This window comes from Streptomyces sp. NRRL F-6676 (assembly GCF_000725625.1).
Taxonomy (GTDB): domain Bacteria; phylum Actinomycetota; class Actinomycetes; order Streptomycetales; family Streptomycetaceae; genus Streptomyces.
The window spans coordinates 19,573-43,685 of the sequence record NZ_JOHS01000028.1; the positions used below are offsets into that span (position 1 = coordinate 19,573).

General features: G+C 71.6%; 21 protein-coding genes. 7 read left to right on the top strand and 14 right to left on the bottom strand.

Annotation, left to right across the window (positions count from 1 at the left end):
• Window positions 1-2: 2 nt before the first annotated feature.
• The 3 genes from zwf to pgl are packed head-to-tail and all read left to right on the top strand — an operon-like array spanning window position 3 to window position 3,357.
• Window positions 3-1,532, top strand: coding sequence for a glucose-6-phosphate dehydrogenase (gene zwf, locus IO29_RS18505; protein ID WP_030380606.1), 1,530 nt, complete (start codon window positions 3-5; stop codon window positions 1,530-1,532).
• Window positions 1,529-2,578, top strand: a complete 1,050-nt coding sequence (opcA, locus tag IO29_RS18510) for a glucose-6-phosphate dehydrogenase assembly protein OpcA (RefSeq protein WP_030380607.1) — start codon at window positions 1,529-1,531, stop codon at window positions 2,576-2,578. Before zwf ends, opcA begins: the two co-directional genes overlap by 4 nt.
• On the top strand, window positions 2,575-3,357 hold the full coding sequence (gene pgl, locus IO29_RS18515; RefSeq protein ID WP_030380608.1) for a 6-phosphogluconolactonase: 783 nt from the start codon (window positions 2,575-2,577) through the stop codon (window positions 3,355-3,357). The genes opcA and pgl overlap by 4 nt, the downstream gene beginning before the upstream one ends.
• Window positions 3,358-3,540: 183 nt before the next feature.
• Here pgl and pgi read toward each other — a convergent pair whose 3' ends face one another.
• From pgi to uvrC, 10 genes are all read right to left on the bottom strand, one after another.
• The gene (pgi, locus tag IO29_RS18520) at window positions 3,541-5,193 is read right to left on the bottom strand and encodes a glucose-6-phosphate isomerase (protein ID WP_030380609.1); all 1,653 of its coding nucleotides are present in this window, start codon (window positions 5,191-5,193) and stop codon (window positions 3,541-3,543) included.
• 174 nt (window positions 5,194-5,367) lie between these two features.
• On the bottom strand, window positions 5,368-5,703 hold the full coding sequence (locus IO29_RS18525) for an RNA polymerase-binding protein RbpA (protein ID WP_003957010.1): 336 nt from the start codon (window positions 5,701-5,703) through the stop codon (window positions 5,368-5,370).
• A 171-nt stretch (window positions 5,704-5,874) separates the two neighbouring features.
• Complete coding sequence (gene secG, locus IO29_RS18530; RefSeq protein WP_030380610.1) at window positions 5,875-6,111, bottom strand: preprotein translocase subunit SecG; 237 nt, start codon at window positions 6,109-6,111, stop codon at window positions 5,875-5,877.
• Between the two features lie 115 nt (window positions 6,112-6,226).
• Window positions 6,227-7,003: a triose-phosphate isomerase gene (gene tpiA, locus IO29_RS18535; RefSeq protein ID WP_030380611.1), complete on the bottom strand. Its 777-nt coding sequence runs from the start codon at window positions 7,001-7,003 to the stop codon at window positions 6,227-6,229.
• A gap of 6 nt (window positions 7,004-7,009) precedes the next feature.
• The gene (locus IO29_RS18540) at window positions 7,010-8,221 is read right to left on the bottom strand and encodes a phosphoglycerate kinase (RefSeq protein WP_030380612.1); all 1,212 of its coding nucleotides are present in this window, start codon (window positions 8,219-8,221) and stop codon (window positions 7,010-7,012) included.
• A 147-nt stretch (window positions 8,222-8,368) separates the two neighbouring features.
• A complete protein-coding gene (gap, locus tag IO29_RS18545; RefSeq protein WP_030380613.1) occupies window positions 8,369-9,376 on the bottom strand; it encodes a type I glyceraldehyde-3-phosphate dehydrogenase in 1,008 nt (335 codons plus the stop codon).
• 268 nt (window positions 9,377-9,644) lie between these two features.
• Window positions 9,645-10,634, bottom strand: a complete 990-nt coding sequence (gene whiA, locus IO29_RS18550; protein ID WP_030380614.1) for a DNA-binding protein WhiA — start codon at window positions 10,632-10,634, stop codon at window positions 9,645-9,647.
• On the bottom strand, window positions 10,625-11,716 hold the full coding sequence (locus IO29_RS18555) for a gluconeogenesis factor YvcK family protein (RefSeq protein ID WP_030380615.1): 1,092 nt from the start codon (window positions 11,714-11,716) through the stop codon (window positions 10,625-10,627). The genes whiA and IO29_RS18555 overlap by 10 nt, the downstream gene beginning before the upstream one ends.
• Window positions 11,713-12,861 (bottom strand): RNase adapter RapZ, encoded by a 1,149-nt coding sequence (gene rapZ / locus IO29_RS18560; protein WP_234307564.1) that lies wholly within the window; start codon window positions 12,859-12,861, stop codon window positions 11,713-11,715. The genes IO29_RS18555 and rapZ overlap by 4 nt, the downstream gene beginning before the upstream one ends.
• Window positions 12,858-14,906, bottom strand: a complete 2,049-nt coding sequence (gene uvrC / locus IO29_RS18565; protein WP_030380617.1) for an excinuclease ABC subunit UvrC — start codon at window positions 14,904-14,906, stop codon at window positions 12,858-12,860. Before uvrC ends, rapZ begins: the two co-directional genes overlap by 4 nt.
• Window positions 14,907-15,159: 253 nt before the next feature.
• Between uvrC and IO29_RS18570 the strand changes: the two genes are divergently transcribed.
• Entirely contained in the window at window positions 15,160-16,101 is a 942-nt protein-coding gene (locus IO29_RS18570) for a hypothetical protein (protein ID WP_030380618.1), read from the top strand.
• A 15-nt stretch (window positions 16,102-16,116) separates the two neighbouring features.
• On the opposite strand, the gene IO29_RS18575 is transcribed toward IO29_RS18570, so the two are convergent.
• Window positions 16,117-16,557, bottom strand: a complete 441-nt coding sequence (locus IO29_RS18575) for a Rieske (2Fe-2S) protein (RefSeq protein WP_030380619.1) — start codon at window positions 16,555-16,557, stop codon at window positions 16,117-16,119.
• A gap of 276 nt (window positions 16,558-16,833) precedes the next feature.
• Here IO29_RS18575 and IO29_RS18580 point away from each other — a divergent pair, with 276 nt between their 5' ends.
• Window positions 16,834-17,757 carry a carbohydrate kinase family protein gene (locus IO29_RS18580; RefSeq protein ID WP_030380620.1) on the top strand — a complete coding sequence of 308 codons (924 nt, stop codon included), beginning with the start codon at window positions 16,834-16,836 and terminating at the stop codon, window positions 17,755-17,757.
• A 74-nt stretch (window positions 17,758-17,831) separates the two neighbouring features.
• On the opposite strand, the gene uvrA is transcribed toward IO29_RS18580, so the two are convergent.
• A complete protein-coding gene (uvrA, locus tag IO29_RS18585) occupies window positions 17,832-20,768 on the bottom strand; it encodes an excinuclease ABC subunit UvrA (RefSeq protein WP_033226022.1) in 2,937 nt (978 codons plus the stop codon).
• Between the two features lie 222 nt (window positions 20,769-20,990).
• On the opposite strand from uvrA, the gene IO29_RS18590 reads away from it, so the two are divergent.
• Together IO29_RS18590 and IO29_RS18595 are read left to right on the top strand one after the other, a co-directional pair.
• Window positions 20,991-21,677: a maleylpyruvate isomerase family mycothiol-dependent enzyme gene (locus IO29_RS18590; RefSeq protein WP_030380622.1), complete on the top strand. Its 687-nt coding sequence runs from the start codon at window positions 20,991-20,993 to the stop codon at window positions 21,675-21,677.
• A 30-nt stretch (window positions 21,678-21,707) separates the two neighbouring features.
• On the top strand, window positions 21,708-22,364 hold the full coding sequence (locus IO29_RS18595; protein WP_030380623.1) for an MBL fold metallo-hydrolase: 657 nt from the start codon (window positions 21,708-21,710) through the stop codon (window positions 22,362-22,364).
• A gap of 21 nt (window positions 22,365-22,385) precedes the next feature.
• Here the strand turns inward: IO29_RS18595 and aroQ are convergent, their stop codons facing one another.
• Window positions 22,386-22,859, bottom strand: a complete 474-nt coding sequence (gene aroQ, locus IO29_RS18600) for a type II 3-dehydroquinate dehydratase (RefSeq protein ID WP_030380624.1) — start codon at window positions 22,857-22,859, stop codon at window positions 22,386-22,388.
• 111 nt (window positions 22,860-22,970) lie between these two features.
• Window positions 22,971-24,071: a calcium:cation antiporter gene (locus tag IO29_RS18605; protein WP_030380625.1), complete on the bottom strand. Its 1,101-nt coding sequence runs from the start codon at window positions 24,069-24,071 to the stop codon at window positions 22,971-22,973.
• Window positions 24,072-24,113 lie beyond the last annotated feature (42 nt).

A 24,113-nucleotide genomic window follows, 5' to 3' on the forward strand; every position in this document is an offset into this window, starting at 1 on the left:
CCTTGACCGCACACGGAGCCAACCCGCTCCGTGACGCCGCGGACCGACGGCTCCCGCGTATCGCGGGGCCGTCGGGCCTTGTCATTTTCGGCGTCACGGGGGATCTGTCGCGCAAGAAGCTGATGCCCGCCGTCTACGATCTGGCCAACCGCGGCCTGCTGCCGCCGGGCTTCTCCCTGGTCGGCTTCGCCCGCCGCGAGTGGGAGCACGAGGACTTCGCGCAGGTCGTGCACGACGCGGTGAAGGAGCACGCGCGCACGCCCTTCCGCGAGGAGGTCTGGCAGCAGCTCGTCCAGGGCATGCGTTTCGTCCAGGGCACGTTCGACGACGACGAGGCGTTCAAGCGGCTGCGCGGCACGATCGAGGAGCTGGACAAGGCGCAGGGCACGGGCGGCAACTTCGCCTTCTATCTGTCGGTGCCGCCGAAGTCGTTCCCGGTCGTCATCCAGCAGCTGAAGAAGCACGGCCTGGCCGACCAGTCGGGCGGCTCCTGGCGGCGCGCGGTGATCGAGAAGCCGTTCGGGCACGATCTCGCCTCCGCCGAGGAGCTCAACTCGATCGTGCACGAGGTGTTCGGTTCGGACCAGGTGTTCCGGATCGACCACTACCTGGGCAAGGAGACCGTCCAGAACATCCTGGCGCTGCGCTTCGCCAACCAGATGTTCGAGCCGATCTGGAACCGGTCCTTCGTGGACCATGTGCAGATCACGATGGCCGAGGACATCGGCATCGGCGGCCGGGCCGGGTACTACGACGGCATCGGCGCCGCCCGTGACGTCATCCAGAACCATCTGCTCCAGCTGATGGCGCTGACCGCGATGGAGGAGCCCGCCTCCTTCGGCGCGGACGCGCTGGCGGCGGAGAAGACCAAGGTGCTCGGCGCCGTCCGGCTGCCCAAGGACCTCGGTCTGGACACCGTGCGCGGGCAGTACGCGGCCGGCTGGCAGGGCGGCGAGAAGGCGGTCGGCTACCTCCAGGAGGAGGGCATCGACCCGCAGTCGAAGACCGACACCTACGCGGCGATAAAGCTCGGCATCGACAACCGCCGCTGGGCCGGGGTGCCGTTCTATCTGCGCACCGGCAAGCGGCTCGGCCGCCGGGTCACCGAGATCGCGGTGGTCTTCCAGCGGGCCCCGCACTCGCCGTTCGACACCACCGCCACCGAGGAGCTCGGCTCGAACGCCATCGTCATCCGGGTCCAGCCCGACGAGGGTGTCACGGTCCGCTTCGGCTCCAAGGTGCCGGGCACGTCGATGGAGATCCGGGACGTGTCCATGGACTTCGCCTACGGCGAGTCCTTCACCGAGTCCAGCCCGGAGGCGTACGAGCGGCTCATCCTGGACGTCCTGCTCGGCGACGCCAACCTCTTCCCGCGTACGGAGGAGGTGGAGCTGTCCTGGAAGATCCTCGACCCGATCGAGCGGTACTGGGACACCCACGGCACGCCCGCGCAGTACGCCTCGGGCACCTGGGGCCCCGCGGAGGCCGACGAGATGCTGGAGCGAGACGGACGGAGCTGGCGCCGGCCATGAAGATCGATCTCACCGACACCACGGCCAGCAAGATCAACAAGGCGCTGGTGCAGGGCCGCCGCGCGATCGGCACCCCGGCCGTCGGACTGGTGCTCACCCTCGTCATCGTCACCGACGAGGAGAACGCCTACGACGCGCTGAAGGCCGCCGGCGAGGCCGCGCACGAGCACCCCTCGCGCACGCTGGTCGTCATCAAGCGCGTCTCGCGCACCCCCCGGGACCGCACCACGTCCCGGCTGGACGCGGAGGTCCGGCTCGGCGCGGAGGCGGGCACCGGCGAGACGGTGGTGCTGCGGCTGTACGGCGAGGTGGCCGACCACGCCCAGTCCGTGGTGCTGCCGCTGCTGCTCCCCGACGCGCCCGTCGTCGTCTGGTGGCCGGTCAACGCGCCGCTCGACCCGGCCGGCGACCCGCTGGGCGCGCTCGCCCAGCGCCGGGTCACCGACACCTACGCCGCCGAGGAGCCGGTCCGCGAGCTGAGCGCCCGCGCCGACGCCTACACACCCGGCGACACCGATCTGTCCTGGACCCGGATCACGCCCTGGCGCTCCATGCTGGCGGCCGCCCTGGACCAGGTCGCCTGCGAGGTGCAGGCGGTCGAGGTGGAGGGCGAGGAGTCCAATCCGAGCTGCGAGCTGCTGGCCATGTGGCTCGCGGACCGGCTGGACGTGCCGGTGCGGCGGTCGTCGTCCGGCGGCCCCGGTCTCACGGCGGTCCGGATGTCCACGGACTGCGGCCCGATCACCCTGGACCGCGCCGACGGCCGGCTGGCCACCCTCACCATCGAGGGCCAGCCGGAGCGGGCGGTGGCGCTCAAGCGCCGTGACACCGCCGAGCTGATCGCGGAGGAGCTGCGCCGGCTCGACCCGGACGACACCTACGCGTCCGCGCTGCGGTTCGGCGTGGAGCGGCTGCACGCCGGGAACGCGGGCGCGGCGGACGCGGCGTGGGCGGCGGCGGAGAAGGCCGCGGGGGGTGCGCCGGCGGGGAAGTCCGCGGACGCGTCCGCCGAGGGTTCCGCGGAGAAGGAGGCGGCCGCCAAGTGAGCACACCGCAACTCGTCGTCCACCGCGACAAGGAACTGATGGCCCAGGCCGCCGCCGCGCGGCTGATCACCAAGGTCGTCGACGCCCAGGCCTCCACCGGCCACGCCTCCGTCGTGCTGACCGGCGGGCGCAACGGCAACGGCCTGCTGGCCGCGCTCGCCGCCGCGCCCGCGCGGGACGCGATCGACTGGGGGCGCCTGGACCTGTGGTGGGGCGACGAGCGGTTCCTGCCCGAGGGCGACCCCGAGCGCAACGTCACCCAGGCGCGCGAGGCGCTCCTCGACGCGGTGCCGCTGGATCCGGAGCGCGTGCACGCCATGCCCGCCTCCGACGGACGGTACGGCTCGGACGTGGAGGCGGCGGCCGAGGGGTACGCGGCGGAGCTGGCCCGGGCGGCCGGGCCGGGGGACCACGGCGGGGTGCCGGCGTTCGACGTGCTGATGCTGGGCGTCGGGCCCGACACGCATGTCGCCTCGCTGTTCCCGGAGCTGCCGGCGGTGCGGGAGACCTCGCGGACGGTGGTGGGGGTGCATGGTGCGCCGAAGCCGCCGCCGGTGCGGGTGTCGCTGACGTTGCCGGCGATCCGTGCCGCACGTGAGGTGTGGTTGCTGGCGGCGGGCGAGGACAAGGCGGGGGCGGTGAAGATCGCCCTGTCGGGCGCGGGCGAGATCCAGGCACCGGCGGCGGGAGCCTACGGCACCGCCCGGACCCTGTGGCTCCTGGACGAGCCCGCGGCCTCGCAACTCCCGCGCTCGCTGTACCCGCCGGCGTCGGCGTAGGAGGTTTTCGCCCCCGCCGCCCCTACCCGTCCCATCCCTTCAAGGGGCTCCGCCCCTTGGACCCCGTTGCGCAGTTCCCCGCGCCCCTGGATCAGGGGCGCGGGGAACTGCGCGATCTTTTCGGGGGTCCGGGGGCTTGCCCCGGGTTGGGACGGGAAGGGGCGGCGGGGGCGAGGAAAATCCCTACCGCCCGCGCAGCGCCCGGTACTTGGCGACCAGCGCGCGGCTGGACGCGTCGAGCCCCGGCACGTCCGCCCCCTCCGTCAGCGCCGGCTCCACCCGCTTCGCCAGCACCTTCCCCAGCTCGACCCCCCACTGGTCGAACGAGTCGATCCCCCACACCGCGCCCTGCACGAACACCTTGTGCTCGTACAGCGCGATGAGCTGCCCCAGCACCGACGGCGTCAGCTCGCGCGCGAGGATCGTCGTCGTGGGGTGGTTCCCGCGGAACGTCCGCGGCGCCACCTGCTCCTCCGGGACCCCTTCCGCCCGCACTTCCTCCGCCGTCTTCCCGAACGCCAACGCCTGCGTCTGCGCGAAGAAGTTCGCCATCAGCAGGTCGTGCTGCGCCTTCAGCTCCTCGCTCAGCTCCGCCACCGGCTCGGCGAAGCCGATGAAGTCGGCGGGGATGAGCTTCGTCCCCTGGTGGATCAACTGGTAGTACGCGTGCTGCCCGTTCGTGCCGGGCGTCCCCCACACCACGGGCCCCGTCTCCCACTCCACCGGCCGCCCGTCCCGGTCCACGGACTTGCCGTTGGACTCCATGTCGAGCTGCTGGAGGTAGGCCGTGAACCGCGAGAGATAGTGCGAGTACGGCAGCACCGCGTGCGACTGCGCCCCATGGAAGTTCCCGTACCAGATCCCCAGCAGTCCAAGGAGCAACGGCACATTGGACTCGGCCGGAGCCGTACGGAAGTGCTCGTCGACCAGCCGGAAACCGTCCAGCATCTCGCGGAACCGGTCGGGACCGATCGCGATCATCAGGGACAGGCCGATCGCCGAGTCGTACGAGTACCGCCCGCCGACCCAGTCCCAGAACTCGAACATGTTGGCGGTGTCGATGCCGAAGTCGGCGACCTTCTCCGCGTTCGTCGAGAGCGCCACGAAGTGCTTGGCGACGGCGTCCTGACCGGCCTTCAGCTCGCCCAGCAGCCAGTTGCGGGCGGAGGTGGCGTTGGTGATCGTCTCGATGGTGGTGAACGTCTTGGAGGCGATGACGAACAGCGTCTCGGCGGCGTCCAGGTCGCGGATGGCCTCGTGCAGGTCCGCGCCGTCGACGTTCGACACGAACCGGACGGTGAGGTCGCGGTCGGTGAAGGCGCGCAGCGCCTCGTAGGCCATCGCGGGGCCCAGGTCCGAGCCGCCGATGCCGATGTTGACGACGTTCTTGATGCGCCGGCCGGTGTGCCCGGTCCACTCCCCCGAGCGGACCCGCCCGGCGAAGTCGGCCATCTTGTCGAGGACGGCGTGCACGGCCGGGACGACGTTCTCGCCGTCCACCTCGATCACCGCGTCGCGCGGGGCGCGCAGCGCGGTGTGCAGGACGGCCCGGTTCTCCGTGGTGTTGATGCGCTCGCCGCGGAACATCGCGTCCCGCAGCCCGAACACGTCGGTGGCGGCGGCCAGCTCGCGCAGCAGCCGCAGGGTGTCGTCGGTGACGAGCTGCTTGGAGTAGTCGACGTAGAGGTCGCCGACCTGGAGGGTGTAGCCGGTGCCGCGCGCGGGGTCGGCCTCGAACAGCTCCCGCAGGTGGGTGCCGGCCAGTTCCTCGCGGTGCGCGGCCAGCGCGGACCACTCGGGTGTGCGGTCGAGCCGGGTACGGCTGTCTGCGTTCATCTCGGACTTCCGCCTTCTTCCTTGCCTTGCCTGTGCGTGCTGTGCCCCGCTGCCGGTCCCAACCTAATTGATCAGGGCATGCGAACGGGCCACGACGCCGTCACCGACAGGCGTGCGGCTCGGGAGAGGACTGCGGCCAGACACCTTCGTAGGTGCCTGGCCGTTGTCGTCGCCCTAGATCTCGCCCCGCAGCTTCGCGAGCGCCTCCGCGAGGATCGCCTCGCCGTCCGCGTCGCTGCGCCGCTCCCGTACGTAGGCGAGGTGCGTCTTGTACGGTTCCGTGCGCGGGGGGTCCGGCGGGTTGTCCCGGTCCTGTCCGGCGGGGAAGCCGCAGCGCGGGCAGTCCCAGGTGTCGGGGACCTGCGCGTCGCTGGCGAAGCTCGGCTGCGTCTCGTGCCCGTTGGAGCACCAGAAGGAGATGCGCAGACGCGGCGCGGACTCGCCGCGCTCGGCCTCGCCCATCGGGCCGGCCCCGACCCGGCTTCCTCGGATCGCGTTGCCACTTGCCACGGTCGTAACTCCCTGCGTGATGGTGCCGCGAAGCGAGTCGGCGTTCCGCTTCGCTGCGAGCGCCTCAGTCTACGTAAGGCCCAACGCGCGTCCAGTGAGGGGAGTTACCCCCCGGCCCCGGACGCAACCCCATGATAGGCCGCGTCCCAAGGGCTGGTCGTGGGCTCCGGACTAGTGATTGCCCTTCATCACCAGACCGAGGACGATAATGCACGCGAACCACAGCAGACCGACCACGACGGTGATGCGGTCCAGGTTGCGCTCGGCGACCGAGGAGCCGCCGACGGACGACTGCATGCCGCCACCGAACATGTCGGAGAGACCGCCGCCCTTCCCCTTGTGCATCAGCACCAGCAGCATCAGCAGCAGGCTGAACACGATCAGGGCGATTGAGAACCCCAGAACCACGGCTGGACCAACTTCCTCGGATGCGGATGAACGACGGGGGCCGGTGGCCGTGCGGCACGGCGCACGGTGGCCACTGGCCCCCGCAAGGGTACGACGGATCGCCGCTAGGGCGTACTCACTGGTCGCGGAAGCGCACGATCTTGACGAACTCGTCGGCGTCCAGGGAGGCCCCGCCGACCAGAGCGCCGTCGATGTCAGGCTTCGCCATGATCTCGGCGACGTTGCCCGACTTCACGGAGCCGCCGTACTGGATGCGGACCTGGTCGGCCAGGTCCTGCGAGTACAGCTCGGCCAGCTTGGACCGGATCGCGGCGCACACCTCCTGGGCGTCGTCGGCGCCGCAGACCTTGCCGGTGCCGATGGCCCACACCGGCTCGTAGGCGATGACGATCGTCTCGGCCTGCTCGGCGGGGAGGTCCTTGAGACCGCCCTCGACCTGGGCGAGCGTGTGCGCGACGTGGTTGCCCGCCTCGCGGACGTCCAGCTCCTCGCCGACACAGAGGATCGGGGTGAGGCCGTGCTTGTAGGCGGCCTTGACCTTGGCGTTCACGAGCTCGTCGGTCTCGCCGTGGTACTGCCGGCGCTCCGAGTGGCCGATGGCCACGTAGGTGCACTTCAGCTTGGCGAGCAGCGGGCCGGAGATCTCGCCGGTGTAGGCGCCGGAGTCGTGCGCGGAGATGTCCTGGGCGCCGTACTTGATCTTGAGTTTGTCGCCCTCGACCATGGTCTGCACCGAGCGCAGGTCGGTGAAGGGGGGCAGGACGGCGACCTCGACGGCGTCGTAGTCCTTGTCGGCCAGGGCGAAGACGAGCTTCTGGACGTGTGCGATGGCCTCGAGGTGGTTGAGGTTCATCTTCCAGTTGCCCGCCATCAGCGGCGTGCGAGTGGTCATACGGGGTCAGTCCTCCAGTGCGGCGAGGCCGGGGAGCGTCTTGCCCTCGAGGTATTCGAGGGAGGCGCCGCCACCGGTCGAGATGTGGCCGAATGCGTTCTCGTCGAAGCCCAGGGTGCGCACGGCCGCGGCGGAGTCTCCGCCGCCGACGACGGTGAAACCGTCCGAGTCGATGAGAGCCTGGGCGACCGCCTTGGTGCCCTCGGCGTAGTCGGGGTGCTCGAAGACGCCCATGGGGCCGTTCCAGAAGACGGTCGCGGCGTCGGCGAGCTTGCTCGCGTACAGTGCGCCGGTCTTCGGGCCGATGTCCAGGCCCAGCTGTCCCTCGGGCATCTTGTCGGCGTCGACGGCGGAGTGCTCGGTGGACGCCTTGGCCTTCAGGTCCGGGAAGCCCGGGGAGACCACGACGTCGATCGGGAGCACCAGCTCGACGCCCTGCTTCTCGGCGCGCTCCAGGTACTCGGTCACGGCCGGGATCTGGTCCTCCTGCAAGAGGGAGGCGCCGACCTCGTGGCCCTGGGCCTTGAGGAAGGTGAAGGCCATGCCGCCGCCGATGAGGATGCGGTCGGCCTTGTCGAGCAGCTGGTCGATCACGGCGAGCTTGTCGGAGACCTTGGAGCCGCCGAGCGCCACGACGTAGGGGCGCTTGACGTCCTCGGTGAGCTTCTTGAGGACGCCGACCTCGGTGGCGATCAGGTAGCCGGCGTAGTGCGGCAGCCGCTCGGGCAGGTCGAAGACGGAGGCGTGCTTGCGGTGCACCGCGCCGAAGCCGTCGCCGACGTACACGTCGGCGAGGCCGGCCAGCATGTCGGCGAAGGCGGCGCGCTCGGCGTCGTCCTTGGCGGTCTCCCCGGCGTTGAAGCGCAGGTTCTCCAGGACGGCGACCTGTCCGTCGGCGAGGCCGGAGACGGTGGACTCGGCGGACTCGCCGACCGTGTCCGCCGCGAAGGCGACCTCCGCGCCGAGGAGTTCACCGAGGCGGGCGGCGGCCGGGGCGAGGGAGAAGGCGGGGTCAGGGGCGCCCTTGGGGCGGCCCAGGTGCGAGGCGACGATCACCCGGGCGCCCGCCTCGGCCAGGGCCTTGACCGTGGGCAGGACGGCGCGGATGCGGCCGTCGTCGGTGATCGTGGTGCCGGCCAGCGGGACGTTGAGGTCGGCGCGGACGAAGACGCGCTTGCCCGCGACACCGTCCGAGAGGAGTTCGTCGATCGTCTTCATGCAGGGGCTCCCTGGTGCTGTGGATCGCGTCGGTCGGTCTGATCGCGGCGATCGGCCGGCGATCGCCGGACGCGCGTCAGGGCTCGGACGGCGCGTCCTTGCGCCGTCCGAGCCCTGCTGCGCATCGAGGTGTCTGCTCCCGGTCGATCAGAGCTGGTTGCCGACGAAGACCGTGAGGTCGACGAGGCGGTTGGAGTAGCCCCACTCGTTGTCGTACCAGCCGATGACCTTCACGCTCTTGCCCTCCTGGACCATGGTCAGGGAGGAGTCGAAGGTGCAGGACGCCGGGGCGTTGACGATGTCGGAGGAGACGATCGGGTCCTCGGTGTACTCGAGGATGCCCTTGAGCTCGCCCTCGGCGGCCTTCTGGAAGGCGGCGTTGATCTCTTCCTTGGTGACCTCGCGGCTGAGCTCCAGGACGAGGTCGGTGACCGAGCCGGTCGGGACGGGCACGCGCATCGCCATGCCGTCGAGCTTGCCCTTGAGCTGCGGGAGCACCAGGGCGGTGGCCTTGGCGGCACCGGTGGTGGTCGGGATGATGTTCTCGGCGGCGGCACGGGCGCGGCGCAGGTCCTTGTGCGGGAAGTCCAGGATGCGCTGGTCGTTCGTGTACGCGTGCACCGTCGTCATCAGGCCCTTGACGATGCCGAAGTTCTCGTCGAGCACCTTCGCCATCGGCGCCACACAGTTGGTGGTGCAGGAGGCGTTGGAGATGACGTGGTGGTTGGCCGGGTCGTAGGTGTCCTGGTTGACGCCCATCACGATGGTGACGTCCTCGTCCTTGGCCGGGGCCGAGATGAGGACCTTCTTGGCGCCACCGGCGATGTGCTTCTCGGCGTCGGCCTTCTTGGTGAAGATGCCGGTCGACTCGATGACGATGTCGACGCCCAGCTCGCCCCAGGGGATGTCCGCGGGGTTGCGCTCGGCGAGCACCTTGATGGTCTTGCCGTCGACGGTGATCGTGTCGGCGGTGTGCGACACCTCGGCCTTGAGGCGGCCCAGGATGGTGTCGTACTTCAGCAGGTGAGCGGTGGTCGCGGTGTCACCCAGGTCGTTGACAGCCACGATCTCGATGTCTGCACCCTGCTCCAGCAGCGCGCGGAAGTAGTTACGACCGATGCGGCCAAAGCCGTTGATGCCTACGCGGATCGTCACGAACCGATCTCCTCGTTGGTACGCCGGGTTCGACGCCGGCGAGCTGTATGGGATGTCCCCGACCGCCTACGACCCTACCTCCCCAGGGGCCCCCGGGTGACATTGAGACGCCCCGTATGCGGCGGGGCGGCGTGTACCGGTCAGTAGGGGTACGGATCACCCGGAACCGTCGGCTGTTCAGCCCTTCGGGCGGGCTTTCGGGCGGGCCTCCGGGTGAGGCGGTCAACTGGAGGCTGACGGTGGGGCGGTCGCCGCGGCCGGCCGCCGCTCAGCCCACGAGGTTGTCCGCCATCTCCTCCGTCAGATTGGACTCCGTGCCCGGGATGCCGAGGTCGGAGGCGCGCTTGTCGGCCATGGCGAGCAGCCGGCGGATCCGGCCGGCCACCGCGTCCTTGGTCAGCGGCGGGTCGGCGAGCGCGCCGAGCTCCTCCAGGGAGGCCTGCTTGTGCTCCATGCGCAGCCGTCCGGCGGCGGCGAGGTGCTCGGGAACGTCGTCGGCGAGGATCTCCAGCGCGCGCTGCACTCGGGCGCCGGCGGCGACGGCCGCGCGGGCCGAGCGGCGCAGGTTGGCGTCGTCGAAGTTGGCGAGCCGGTTGGCGGTGGCGCGGACCTCGCGCCGCATCCGGCGCTCCTCCCAGGCGAGCACCGACTCGTGCGCGCCGAGCCGGGTGAGGAGCGCGCCGATCGCGTCGCCGTCGCGGACCACGACCCGGTCGACGCCGCGCACCTCACGGGCCTTGGCGGCGATGGAGAGCCGGCGGGCGGCGCCGACCAGGGCGAGCGCGGCCTCCGGGCCCGGGCAGGTGACCTCCAGGGAGGAGGAGCGGCCGGGCTCGGTGAGCGAGCCGTGGGCGAGGAAGGCACCGCGCCAGGCGGCCTCGGCGTCGCAGGTGGCCCCCGAGACCACCTGCGGCGGCAGACCCCGGATCGGGCGGCCCCGGCCGTCGACCAGGCCGGTCTGGCGGGCCAGCTGGTCGCCGCCCGCGACCACCCGGACCACGTAGCGCGAGCCGCGGCGCAGGCCGCCGGGGGCCATCACGATCAGTTCGGAGCTGTGGCCGAAGATCTCCAGGATGTCCCGCTTGAGGCGGCGGGCCGCCATCGCGGTGTCCAGCTCCGCCTCGATCACGATGCGGCCGCTGACCAGGTGCAGACCGCCCGCGAACCGCAGGATCGCCGAGACCTCCGCCTTTCTGCAGCAGGTCCGGGTGACGGGTAGCCGGGAGATCTCGTCCTTCACCGCTGCCGTCATCGCCATGGGCCGATCCTTCCATGCATCCGAAAAATACGGTCGTACGCGGCGGCCAACAGCTCCGGGTCGTGCCGCGGAGTGCCGTCGGTCCGGGCCACCGGCGCCAGCTCGACCGCGGCGCCGAACCGCTGGGCGGCAGCGGTCAGCACCTCGCGGTCGGGCACGGCGGCCTCGTCGGCCAGCACCACGTCCAGGGCGAGTTTAGGGGCGTGTCGTGCCAAAACCTCCAAATGACGCTGCGGGGAGAAGCCTTCGGTTTCTCCGGGCTGCGGGACGAGGTTCAGCGAGAGGACCCGGCGGGCCTTGGTCGCGGTCAGCGCGTCCAGCAGCTGGGGCACCAGCAGGTGCGGGATGACGGAGGAGAACCAGGAGCCGGGGCCGAGCACCACCCAGTCGGCGTCAAGGACCGCCTCGACCGCCTCGGGGACGGCCGGCGGGTCGTTCGGCACGAGGTGCACGGACTGCACCTCGCCGGGGGTGAGGGCGACGGTGGCCTGGCCGCGGACGGTGTCCACGTCGTCGGGCCGTTCCGGGTCGTGGCCCCTGACCAGGGCCTGGAGCTCCAGCGGTACGGCGGACATGGGCAGCACCCTGCCGTGCGCGCCGAGCAGCCGGCCGACCAGGTCGAGGGCCTGGACGTGGTCGCCGAGCTGTTCCCACAGGGCGACGATCAGCAGATTGCCGACCGCGTGTTCGTGCAGGTCGCCCTGGGACTGGAAGCGGTGCTGGATGACGCGGGCCCAGGTCTGGCCCCAGTCGTCGTCCCCGCACAGCGCGGCCAGCGCCTTGCGCAGGTCACCGGGCGGCAGGACGCCCAGTTCGTCGCGGAGCCGGCCGCTGGAACCGCCGTCGTCGGCGACGGTGACGACGGCGGTGAGGTCGCCGGTGATCCGGCGCAGCGCGGCGAGCGAGGCGGACAGCCCCATGCCGCCGCCGAGGGCGACCACCTTGGGCTGGGTGCCGCGGCGGCGCGGCTTGCCGCCGCGCGCCTCGACGGGCCGGGCGGGGCGGCCCTCGGCCGGGCGGCCGCCGCGGCCCTCGGGCACCACCCGGCGCAGCCGGCTCAGCCGCGGAGTACGTCCGGTCACTCGCGCCCCATGTCCCGGTGGACGACGACCGTCTCCACGCCCTCGGCCGCGAGGCGGGCGGCGAGCTTCTCCGACATGGCGACCGAGCGGTGCTTGCCGCCGGTGCAGCCGACCGCGATGGTCACATAGCGCTTGCCCTCGCGCCGGTAGCCGGCGGCCACCAGGCGGAGCAGCTCGGCGTAGCGGTCGAGGAACTCCTTGGCGCCGGGCTGGTTGAAGACGTACGCGGCGACCTCCTCGTTGAGGCCGGTGAAGGGGCGCAGCTCCGGGACCCAGTGCGGGTTGGGCAGGAACCGCATGTCCACGACCAGGTCGGCGTCGACGGGAAGGCCGTACTTGAAGCCGAACGACATGACGGTGGCCCGCAGCTCGGGCTCCTCCTCGCCGGCGAACTGGGCGTCCATCTTGGCGCGCAGTTCGTGCACGTTGAGGCTGGAGGTGTCGATCACCAGGTCGGCGTCGCCGCGCAGTTCGCGCAGCAGTTCGCGTTCGGCGGCGATGCCGTCGACGATGCGGCCGTCGCCCTGGAGGGGGTGCGGGCGGCGCACCGACTCGAAGCGGCGCACCAGGGCCTCGTCGGAGGACTCCAGGAAGACGATGCGCCGGGTGACGTGCCGGGCCTCGAGGTCGGCGAGGGATTCGCGCAGATTGTCGAAGAAGCGGCGGCCGCGCACGTCGACGACGACGGCGATGCGCGCCACGTTGCCCTGGGAGCGGGCGCCCAGCTCCACCATGGTGGGGATGAGCGCGGGCGGCAGGTTGTCGACGACGAACCAGCCGAGGTCCTCCAGACACTTGGCCGCGGTGGAGCGGCCGGCTCCGGACATGCCGGAGATGATCACCAGCTCGGGGATGGCCGTCTCGGGCGCCCCGGGCGCCCCGGCCGTTTCGCTGCCCGTACTCACCTGTGCTCCGTCGTCGTGGCCTGTGCCGCGCCCTGGGGCGCGGTGCGTGGGGGCGCTGTCGCGCGCGTCCTGCGCGTCGTGCACATCGTGCGTGCTGTGCACATCGTGCGTGCTGTGCGCTTCGTGCGTGCTCTGCGCGTCGTGCGCTTCGTGCCCGAGGGCATTGTCCTGCGGTTCGCTGTGGACGCGTCCCGGCGGTGCGGCGCCGCCGGGTTCCGTGCCCGCTTCGTGCTCGGTCATGTCTCCTGCCCCCGTCGTTCCTGCGAGGTGCCCGCGGACACGGGCTCCTGGGAGGGATCCGCCGCCGCCACGGGCGGGCCGGCGGGTTCCTCCTCTTCCATGATCTCTCCCGTCGCGGTGTTCACGGCCGGTCCGGCCGGGGCCGAGCGGGCGAGGGCGACGGCGATGGTCTCGGCGGTCTTGCGGCCGATGCCCGGGACCTCCTGTATCTGGTCGAGCGTGGCGGCGCGCAGCCGCTTGACCGAGCCGAAGTGCTTGATCAGCGCCTGCTTGCGGGTCTCGCCGAGGCCGGGGACGTCGTCCAGTGGGCCGGAGCGCAGCCGCTTGGCCCGCTTGGTGCGCTGGTAGGTGAGGGCGAAGCGGTGGGCCTCGTCACGGATGCGCTGGAGCAGATAGAGGCCCTCGCTGGTCCGGGGCAGCACCACCGGGTCGTCCTCGCCGGGCAGCCAGACCTCCTCCAGCCGCTTGGCCAGGCCGCAGACGGCGATGTCGTCGATGCCGAGGTCGTCCAGCGCCCGCTGGGCCGCGGCGACCTGCGGCTGCCCGCCGTCGACCACGACGAGCTGCGGCGGGTAGGCGAACCGCTTGGGCCGGCCGTCCTCCTCGGTGAGCGCGGCCTCGCCGTCGGACCACTCCCCCGTCTTCTCCTTGTCGGAGAGGTAGCGCCGGAAGCGGCGGGTGAGCACCTCGTGCATCGACCGGACGTCGTCCTGGCCCTCGAAGCCGCGGATCTGGAAGCGGCGGTACTCGCCCTTGCGCTGCAACCCGTCCTCGAAGACGACCATGGAGGCCACCACGTCCTCGCCCTGGAGGTGCGAGATGTCGTAGCACTCGATGCGGAGCGGGGCGCTGTCCAGGTCGAGGGCCTCGGCGATCTCCTCCAGGGCGCGCGAGCGGGTGGTCAGGTCGGAGGCGCGCTTGGTCTTGTGCAGCACGAGCGCCTGCTGGGCGTTGCGCTGCACCGTCTCCATCAGCGCCTTCTTGTCGCCGCGCTGCGGGATGCGCAGCGAGACGTTCGAGCCCCGGCGGGTGGTGAGCCAGTCCTGGACGGGCTCTATGGGGTCCGGGAGCGCGGGGACGAGCACCTCCTTGGGCACCGAGTCGCCCGTCTCCTCGCCGTAGAGCTGCTGCAACGCGTGTTCGACGAGGGCGCCGGTGGTGACGTCCTCCACCTTGTCGGTGACCCAGCCGCGCTGGCCGCGGACCCGGCCGCCGCGGACGTGGAAGATCTGGACGGCGGCCTCCAGCTCGTCCTCCGCGACCGCGATCAGGTCCGCGTCGGTCGCGTCGGCGAGGACGACCGCGTTCTTCTCCATGGCCTTCTTCAGGGCCTCGATGTCGTCGCGCAGCCGGGCGGCCCGCTCGTACTCCATCTCCTCGGCCGCCTCCGCCATCCGCTTCTCCAGACGGCGGATGTAGGTGCCCGTGCGCCCCGCCATGAAGTCGGAGAACTCCTCGGCCAGTTCGCGGTGGTCCTCGGCGGAGATGCGCTCCACGCAGGGCGCCGAGCACTTGCCGATGTAGCCGAGCAGACAGGGGCGGCCGGTGCGGGCGGCGTTCTTGAACACCCCGGCGGAGCAGGTGCGCACGGGGAAGACGCGCAGCAGCAGGTCGACGGTGTCGCGGATCGCCCACGCGTGCGCGTACGGGCCGAAGTAGCGCACGCCCTTCTTCTTGTGACCGCGCATCACCTGCACGCGCGGGAACTCCTCGTTCATCGTCACCGCGAGGTAGGGGTAGCTCTTGTCGTCGCGGTACTTGACGTTGAACCGGGGGTCGTACTCCTTGATCCAGGAGTACTCCAGCTGAAGTGCCTCGACCTCCGTGGACACCACCGTCCACTCCACGGACGCCGCGGTGGTGACCATGGAGCGCGTGCGCGGGTGGAGGCCCGCCAGGTCCTGGAAGTAGTTGGCCAGGCGCTGGCGCAGGCTTTTGGCCTTCCCGACGTAGATCACCCGGCGGTGCTCGTCGCGGAAGCGGTACACCCCCGGGGAGTCCGGGATCTGGCCCGGCCTGGGGCGGTAGCTGGAGGGATCGGCCATGTCACACACCCTACTGGCGGCCACTGACAGGCGGCCGTGGTGTGCCCGGCCGTCCCCGGCCGTGGGGCGGGCCCCGGCCAGGTTCCCCCATCTTGTTGTCCTTACATGGTCAACACGCTTCAATGCGGGGGAACCCACGGGTCCCGGAAGACGGCGTTCCCCCTCGGGGCGCCCCGCGCCCCGCGCGCCCGTCTCGCCCGGTCCCCGCGCGCGGTCCGACCAGCCGTCGCGCACCCGACAGAAAGGCCCCTGCATGCGGCATGGCACACAGCACGCGGATCCCGCCGCCGCGGAGTTGGAGACGGCACTGCGCCGCGGCCCCTTCCATGTCGCCCTGCGTGCCGCGATCACCGCGCGCGGGCTGCCGTTGCAGCGCGTCCAGCACCATCTGTCGCGCTACGGGGTCAAGGTCGGGGTGACGAGTCTCAGCTACTGGCAGCAGGGCGCCCGCCGCCCCCAGCGCCCCGAGTCGCTGCGGGCCGTGCGCGCGCTGGAGGAGATACTCCACCTCCCCGACGAGTCCCTGATCCGCCTGCTCGCCTCCGCCGAGGAGGAGCCGGGCCGGGCCGCGGGGCGCTCCTACCGCTCGCTGATGGAGGCGTCGGGGGTCCTGGAGGAGCTGCTCGCCGAGCTGGAGGCGCCGCTCGACGGCGGACTGCACAGCATCGGTCACCACGAGTATGTCCGGATCGGCGCGCGCCGGGAGCTGCTGGGCCGCGAGTCGCAGCACATCGTGCGCGCCCACCGGGACGGGGTGGACCGCTTCCTCGCCGTCCACCACGGCGACCCGGGCTGTGTCCCGGAGCACGTCATGGTGCGGGCGCTGGAGAACTGCCGCACCGGGCGCGTGCGCCGGCACGGCGAGACGGGGATGCTGGTGGCCGAACTCCTCTTCGACACGCGACTGCGGGCCGGGGATACGTTTCTGTTCCGCTACGGGTTCGAGGACGGCACGGCGGGCCAGAGCCGCGAGTACGTCCGGGGGTTCCGCGGCGCGGGCGGGCAGTACGCGCTCCAGGTGCGGTTCGACGACACGGCGCTGCCGGTGCGCTGCCACCGGTTCGCCCAGCATTCGACGGCGGCGCCGCGCGGCTCCCGCCAGGAGCTCCGGCTGAGCCGGGAGCACCGGTCGGTGCATCTCGTGGAGCAGCGGGTGCGGTCGGGGATCGTGGGGATCGCGTGGGACTGGGAGTAGGAGTCCCTTCGTCGCTCAGGCCTTCGGGCCTGCGACGATCCTGCCGTCCTTCGCCTCGACGGACAGCGTGTGCAGCGGCTCGGTGGCCGGGGCCTGGAGCACCTTTCCGGTCCGGGCGTCGAACTCGCTGCCGTGGCAGGGGCAGGTGAGGGTGGTGCCGGACAGCTTGGTGATGGCGCACCCCGCGTGCGTGCAGATCGTGCTGAACGCCTTCAGGGCTCCGGCGTCGGACCGGCTGACCACCACGTTCGCGTCCCGGTAGAGCTTCGCGCCGCCCTTGGGGACCTCGGCTTCGGCGCCCAGGTCGACCGGCGCGGTCGGGGTGGCGGGCGTCTTGCCGCCGTCGCCGCCGGTGGAGCAGGCCGCGAGCCCGGTACCGGCGACGGAGGCGAGCGCCGCTCCGCGCAGGACGGTGCGGCGCCGGGCGGTCGGGCTGCCGGTCGGGACGGTCTCCACAGGGGGCTCCTCTCATTGGTCGGCGTACGTCGTCTGCGTACGGCCCGACCATACCGGTACGGATCATTCCGCCTCCGCTCGGCCGACGGTGGCCGCCCCCGACCACGGCTGTTCGTTTCGTGCCGGTCACCGCCCGTTTCGGTTCGGCCGGCGGCCCGTTTGACCGGCGCCGTGACCGTGCGGGGCCGGGGCGCCGTACCGGTGTTTACGTGCGGCGTCCGCATCGGATAGCTTCGCGCCCCGTATCCCCAGCCGGCCCGAGAAGGGACCCGTTTAGTGATCGTCGTCGCCGGTGAGGCCCTGATCGATCTGGTACCGCGGGGCGCGGGGGCGCTCGCGGCGCTCACGCCCGCGCGCGGCGGCGGCCCGTACAACACCGCCGTGGCGCTCGGCCGCCTCGGCTCCCCCACCGCCTTCTGCTCCCGCGTCTCGCGGGACCCCTTCGGCGAGGCGCTGCTCGACCGGCTGCGCGAGTCCGGGGTGGACGTCTCGCCGGTGCAGCGCGGGCCCGAGCCGACCACGCTGGCGGTCGCCACGCTCGACGACGGCGGTTCGGCGGCCTACTCGTTCTACGTCGAGGGCACCGCCGACCGGCTGTTCACGGTGCCGGAGCGGCTTCCCGAGGGCACCCGGGCCGTGTCGTTCGGCACCTGTTCGCTGGTCCTGGAGCCGGGCGCGAGCGCGTACGAGAAGCTGCTGCGGGAGGCGCACGGGCGCGGGCTGTTCACCGCCCTGGACCCGAACATCCGGGCGGGGCTCATCACGGACGCGGACGCCTACCGGGCCCGGTTCCGCGGCTGGCTGCCGTCGGTGACGCTGCTGAAGCTGTCCGCCGAGGACGCCGAGTGGCTGGGCGGCACGCCCCGCGAGTGGCTGGACGCCGGTCCCGCCGCCGTCGTGGTCACCCACGGCGGGGACGGGCTGACCGCCTTCGTACGCGAGGCCGGCGGGGTGGACGCCGTGTATGTGGCCCCGGGCGAGAAGGTGGACGTGGTGGACACCATCGGGGCGGGTGACACGGTCAACGCGGCACTGCTGCACGGCCTCGCGGCCCGCGACGCGCTGTCCGCCGCCGCCGTGGCGGATCTCGGTCCCGACGGCTGGCAGCGTCTGCTCCGCCTCGCGGCCCGCGCGGCAGCACTCACCTGCTCCCGTGCGGGCGCGGAACCGCCGTGGGCAGCGGAGCTGGCCGGCGCGTAGAGCGGCGCGCACCCGAGCTCGGGGGCTCGGGTGCGTCGGCGAGTGCGGGTGAGTGGGCTCGTTCGCGCGAAGGGCTAGCCCTTCGCCGCCGTCTTCCGACGGGCGGCCGTCTTCTTCGCCGCCTTCTTCACCGGCGGCTTCGCCGCCGATAGCGCCGCGTCGCTGATCCGCTCCGCCGAGAGGATCTCCCGCAGGAACTTGCCGGTGTGGCTCGCCGGCACCCCCGCGACCTGCTCCGGCGTGCCCTCGGCGACGACGAGGCCGCCCCCCGCACCGCCCTCGGGACCCATGTCGACCAGCCAGTCCGCGGTCTTGATGACGTCGAGGTTGTGCTCGATGACGATGACCGTGTTGCCCTTCTCCACGAGTCCGTCGAGCACCTTGAGGAGCTTGCTGATGTCCTCGAAGTGCAGCCCGGTGGTCGGCTCGTCCAGGACGTACACCGTCCGCCCGGTGGACCGGCGCTGCAACTCGCTGGCGAGCTTGACCCGCTGGGCCTCACCGCCGGACAGCGTGGTGGCGGCCTGGCCGAGCCGGACGTAGCCGAGTCCGACCTCGGTCAGCGTCTTGAGGTAGCGGGAGATCGCCGGGACCGCCTCGAAGAAGTGACGGGCCTCCTCGATCGGCATGTTCAGGACGTCGGCGATGGACTTGCCCTTGTAGTGGACCTCCAGGGTCTCCCGGTTGTACCGGGCACCGTGGCAGACCTCGCACGGGACGTAGACGTCCGGGAGGAAGTTCATCTCGATCTTGATCGTGCCGTCGCCCGAGCAGTTCTCGCAGCGGCCGCCCTTGACGTTGAAGGAGAAGCGGCCCGGCAGATAGCCGCGCACCTTCGCCTCGGTGGTCTCCGCGAACAGCTTGCGCACATGGTCGAAGACGCCGGTGTACGTGGCCGGGTTGGAGCGCGGGGTGCGGCCGATGGGCGACTGGTCGACGTGCACCACCTTGTCGACGAGGTCGTCGCCGTCCACGCGCGTGTGCCGGCCGGGCACGTTCCGCGCACCGTTGAGCTCCCGCGCCAGGTGGGTGTAGAGGATGTCGTTGACCAGCGTGGACTTGCCGGAGCCCGAGACCCCGGTGACGGCGGTGAAGACGCCGAGCGGGAACGAGACGTCGATGTCCTGGAGGTTGTTCTCCCGGGCGCCGTGCACCGTGAGCTGCCGGGAGGTGTCGCGCGGGCGGCGGACCTCCGGCACCGGGATGGCCTTGCGACCCGAGAGGTACTGCCCGGTCTGCGACTCCTCGTTGGCGAGGAGATCCTTCACGGAGCCGCTGTGCACGACCTTGCCGCCGTGCTCGCCGGCGCCGGGGCCGATGTCGACGATCCAGTCGGCGACCTTGATGGTGTCCTCGTCGTGCTCGACGACGATGAGTGTGTTGCCCATGTCCCGCAGCCGCACGAGGGTCTCGATCAGCCGGTGGTTGTCGCGCTGGTGGAGGCCGATGGACGGCTCGTCCAGGACGTAGAGCACGCCGACGAGTCCGGAGCCGATCTGGGTGGCCAGCCGGATGCGCTGGGCCTCACCGCCGGAGAGCGTGCCGGCCGCACGGTTGAGCGAGAGGTAGTCCAGGCCGACGTCGACCAGGAAGCGCAGCCGTTCGTTGACCTCCTTGAGGACGCGCTCGGCGATCTTCTTGTCGCGGGCCTCCAGCCTGAGCTCGCCGAGGAAGTCGGCGCAGTCGCTGATCGACATGGCGGAGACCTCGGCGATGGACCGGCCCATGACCGTGACCGCGAGGACCACGGGCTTGAGCCGCGTGCCCTCGCAGGTCGGACAGGGCACCTCGCGCATGTAGCCCTCGAAGCGCTCACGGCTGGTGTCGCTCTCGGCCTCGCCGTGCCGCCGCTTGACGAAGTTGACGGCGCCCTCGAACGAGGCCATGTAGACGCGCTCGCGGCCGTACCTGTTGCGGTAGCGGATCTCGATCTGGGTCTTGTGGCCGTACAGCAGGGCCTTGCGGGCGCGCTGCGGCAGACCCGCGAAGGGGATGTCCGTACGGAAGCCGAGGGCGTCCGCGAGGGCGTGGATCTGCCGGTCGAAGTAGTCCTTGGTGTGTCCGTGCGACCAGGGGTGGATGGCGCCCTCGTCGAGGGACTTGTCCGGGTCGGGGACGATCAGCTCGGGGTCGACCTCCATGCGCGTGCCGATGCCGGTGCACTCGGGGCAGGCGCCGAAGGGCGAGTTGAAGGAGAACGAGCGGGGTTCGAGCTCTTCGAACGACAGGTCGTCGTACGGGCAGTACAGGTGTTCGGAGTACATGCGCTCGCGCTCGGGGTCGTCCTCGGGGAGGTCGACGAAGTCGAGTACGACCATGCCGCCGGACAGGCCGAGGGCGGTCTCGACGGAGTCGGTGAGGCGGCGCTTGGCGCTGTCCTTGACGGTGAGGCGGTCGACGACCACCTCGATGGTGTGCTTCTCCTGCTTCTTCAGCGTGGGCGGGCTGGAGAGCTGGATCGTCTCGCCGTCCACGCGGGCGCGGGAGTAGCCCTTGGTCTGTAGGTCGGCGAAGAGGTCGACGAACTCGCCCTTGCGCTCGCGCACCAGCGGGGAGAGCACCTGGAAACGGCTGCCCTCGGGCAGTTCCAGGACCCGGTCGACGATCGCCTGCGGCGACTGGCGCGAGATGGGGCGGCCGCACTCGGGGCAGTGCGGCTTGCCGATGCGCGCGAAGAGCAGCCGGAGGTAGTCGTAGACCTCGGTGATGGTGCCGACCGTGGAGCGCGGGTTGCGGGAGGTCGACTTCTGGTCGATGGAGACCGCCGGGGAGAGGCCCTCGATGAAGTCGACGTCCGGCTTGTCCATCTGGCCGAGGAACTGCCGCGCGTAGGAGGACAGCGACTCGACGTAGCGGCGCTGCCCCTCGGCGAAGATGGTGTCGAAGGCCAGCGAGGACTTGCCCGAACCCGACAGTCCCGTGAAGACGATGAGCGAGTCCCGGGGCAGGTCGAGCGAGACGTTCTTCAGGTTGTGCTCGCGCGCGCCACGGACGATGAGACGGTCGGCCACGCCGGTCCGCACCTTTCTTGAGAGAAGTGACAGGGGCGGGGCCCCGGTCACTTTCAGACTAGGGGGAGCCACTGACAACGCCGGTCGGATTCTGTGCTCCGTAACAATCCCGGACCCTCCAGCATGCCCGACGCCGCAGTCGACCTTATAGCACGCACATTCGATTTCCGGGCGGAGTGAGCCGTCTTCACCCGAAGGAGTGGCGGGGCTAGGGTCGGCCGCATGATGGATCACGCCCGCGACCTGGTCTCTCTCCGTGACGCGACCGACCGGCTGCTCAGCGCGGCCGCCGCACTGGACAACGCCGCTGTGACGCAACCGTCACGGCTGCCGGGCTGGACCCGCGGCCATGTCCTCGCCCACCTCGCCCGCAACGCCGACGCCCTCGTCAACGTCCTCGAGGGGCGTCCGATGTACGTCTCGGCCGAGGCCCGCGACGCCGACATCGAGAAGTGCGCCCCGCGCCCGCTGGAGGAGCAGCTCGCCGACCTGCGCGAGAGCGCGGACCGCTTCGCGCGCGCGGCGGACTCCCCCGCGGACTGGTCGCGCACGGTGGAGCTGCGCAACGGGGTCACCGACGCGGCGGCCCGGGTGCCGTTCCGGCGCTGGGCCGAGGTCGCGCTGCACCACGTCGACCTCGGGATCGGCCATGAGCTGGAGGACTTGCCGCAGGAGTTCACCGAGCGCGAGACCGGCTTCCTCGCCGACCGCTTCACCGGCCGCCCCGACGTCCCGGCCACGCGCCTGACGGACGGCACGCGCGCGTGGAGCACGGGACGGGCGGCGGACGCCCCCGAGGTCGCCGTGGAGGGCCGCCCGGCGGATCTGCTCGGCTGGCTGGCCGGACGCCGCGACGGGGCCGCGCTGACCGTGCAGGGGGGCGCCCTGCCTGTCCTGCCCCCGCTGTGACGCCCGGAACGCCGCTATAGGCTGACGGCCATGACGTACAGCGGAGCGGTGAGGGTCGGCGGTCCGGCCGATGTGCACGAGCTGCAAAACTTGATGATCACCAAGATCGCGGTCGGCCCCATGGACAACAACGCCTATCTGCTGCGCTGCCGGGCCACCGACGAGCAGCTCCTGATCGACGCCGCCAATGACGCCCACACGCTGCTCGGGACGATCGGTGACGACGGCATCACGTCCGTCGTCACCACCCACCGGCACGGCGACCACTGGCAGGCGCTCGCCGAGGTCGTGGCCGCCACCGGCGCCCGCACCTACGCCGGCCGGGACGACGCCGAGGGCATCCCGGTCCCCACGGACGTGCCGGTCGACGACGGCGACACGATCCGGGTGGGGCGCGTGACGCTCACCGCGCGCCACCTGGTCGGCCACACGCCGGGCTCGATCGCCCTCGTCTACGACGACCCGCACGGGCATCCCCATGTCTTCACGGGGGACTGCCTCTTCCCGGGCGGGGTCGGCAACACCTTCAAGGACGCGAAGGCGTTCGCCAGTCTGATCCACGACGTCGAGACCAGGATCTTCGACGTGCTCCCGGACGAGACGTGGGTCTACCCCGGCCACGGCAACGACACCACGCTGGGCGCGGAGCGCCCCCATCTGCCGGAGTGGCGCGCGCGGGGCTGGTAGCCCCGGTCCCGCCGGTACGGCTCAGGTGGCCGCGCGGCCGTCCGCCGCGAGCGTCGCGACCCGCTCCACCCCGAACGCGTACCCCTGCACCCCGCACCCGGCGATGACCCCGTCGGCGCGCAGCGAGACGTACGAGTGGTGCCGGAACTCCTCGCGCTTGTGGATGTTGGAGATGTGCACCTCCACCACCGGCAGTCCGTCGCAGGTGTTCAGGGCGTCGAGGATCGCCACCGAGGTGTGCGAGTAGGCCGCGGGGTTGATCACGATCCCGGCGTGGTGCAGCCGCGCCTCGTGGATCCAGTCCACCAGCTCGCCCTCGTGGTTCGACTGCCGGAAGTCGACCGTGCCCCCGTGCGCGGCCGCGGCCTTGACGCACAGCGCCTCGATGTCGGCGAGCGTGTCCCGCCCGTAGATCTCCGGCTGCCGCTGCCCCAGCAGATTGAGATTGGGCCCGTTGAGAATCATGATCGGGGCACTGGCAAGGGTGCGCGACACGCTACCTCCGGTCCGAAACGGCTCCACCGGCCCGTTTGGACCGCTGCTGCCCCCGGTCTATCACGCTGCGCCGGCGCGGCGACGGCCCGTACGCCCTCCCGGCGCCCCGGCTCAGGGGTTGACCGCCAGTTCCAGGTAGGCGGCGAAGAGGACCAGGTGGACGCCGCCCTGGAGGGGGGTGGCGCGGCCCGGGACCACCGTCAGGGAGCTCACCACGACCGTGAGCAGGAGCAGCACCATGTGCAGCGGGGCCAGGCCCAGGACCAGGGGGCCGGGGAGCCAGACGGAGGCGGCGGCCACGGCGGGGATCGTCAGGCCGATGCTGGCCATGGCGGAGCCGAGGGCCAGGTTGAGGCTGGTCTGCACACGGTCGCGGCGGGCCGAGCGGAGCGCGGCGATGGTTTCGGGCAGCAGCACGAGCAGGGCGATGATCACGCCGACGACGGCGTGCGGCAGTCCGGCCGCCGCCACTCCGGACTCCAGGGTGGGCGACACCCCTTTGGCCAGGCCGACCACCCCGATCAGTGCGGCGCCGAGCAGCCCCAGGCTGATCCCGGACTCCCGCGCGGACGGCCTGCGGGCATGGTCCTCGGCCCGGATCACCTCTCCCTGCCGGGTGATCGGGAGGAAGTAGTCCCGGTGGCGCACCGTCTGGGTGGCGACGAACAGGCCGTAGAGGACGAGGGAGGACACGGCCGCGAAGGCGAGCTGGGGAGTGGAGAACTCGGGGCCCTGCTTGCTCGTGGTGAAGGTCGGCAGCACCAGGCTGAGCGTGGCCAGCGTCGCCACGGTGGCGAGTGCGGCGCCGGTGCCCTCCGGGTTGAAGACCGCCGTGCCGTGCCGCAGCGAGCCCACGAGCAGGCTCAGGCCGACCACTCCGTTGCAGGTGATCATCACCGCCGCGAAGACGGTGTCGCGGGCGAGCGTCGCGCTCTTGTCGCCGCCGTCCGCCATCAGGGTGACGATGAGGGCGACCTCGATGACCGTGACGGCGATGGCGAGCACCAGGGAGCCGAAGGGCTCGCCCACCCGGTGCGCGACCACCTCGGCGTGGTGGACCGCCGCCAGGACCGCTCCGGCGAGCACGACGGTCACCAGGGCCACGACCGGGCCGGGCAGGTCGCGCCCCCAGGTGAGGGCCAGCAGGACGACCGCCAGCAGGGGCACGACGGTCGTCCACCGCGTGGCGAGCGCCCGGGACCGAACGATCATGACGCGATCGTCGCAGAGACGGGGTGGCCCCGCACGTCCGGA